The organism is Gluconobacter sp. P1D12_c, from assembly GCF_018812105.1.
Classification (GTDB): Bacteria; Pseudomonadota; Alphaproteobacteria; order Acetobacterales; family Acetobacteraceae; genus Gluconobacter; species Gluconobacter oxydans_A.
The window spans coordinates 1-501 of sequence record NZ_JACSIQ010000333.1; the positions used below are offsets into that span (position 1 = coordinate 1).

Here is a 501-nt window from a genome sequence, read left to right on the forward strand (position 1 = left end):
TACAGAAGAAGAATGAACAGCTTGAAACTTATCTTGGTTTAGTTTTTGATTCTTTGGATTCGCATGGAATTAATCCTGTTCCGTTCATTAAGACTGTCTACACGTTGGATGATTTAATGCGTGATTGCGATAGGATTGCGAAGGAGTGGCTTGAGTCATTCCAGGCGACGTGGGAACCTAAGGCGAAGCCTCAAAAGGGTTCTGATCGCTCTATTGCCTAGAGCGACGACCCCGAAGGTCCGGGGTCTAGCATTGGGGTTTCGACCTCCATGCTAAAGGCTAAATCAGTATTAAAAAGATAGCTCAAACTGCTTCGCTTCATGAGCAGATAATTAGCTCAGATTTGCTGTGTCCTGCATCACAGAGCGAGCGCAGAGCGGGAGCCACGTAGTGTGGCCGTAGGCCATCTGTGTGGGATGGTTCTTGATAATCTGATTTTTATGGTAGAATGTGAGTCGAGGTTAAATCGATGGATATCTTGGCGGATTACATCGAAGAAGC

1 protein-coding gene is annotated in these 501 nt (G+C 45.9%); it reads left to right on the top strand.

Annotation, left to right across the window (positions count from 1 at the left end):
- The coding region (locus KP705_RS17040) for a hypothetical protein (protein WP_215765126.1) at positions 1-221 on the top strand (221 nt) is incomplete at its 5' end.
- Positions 222-501: the final 280 nt, after the last annotated feature.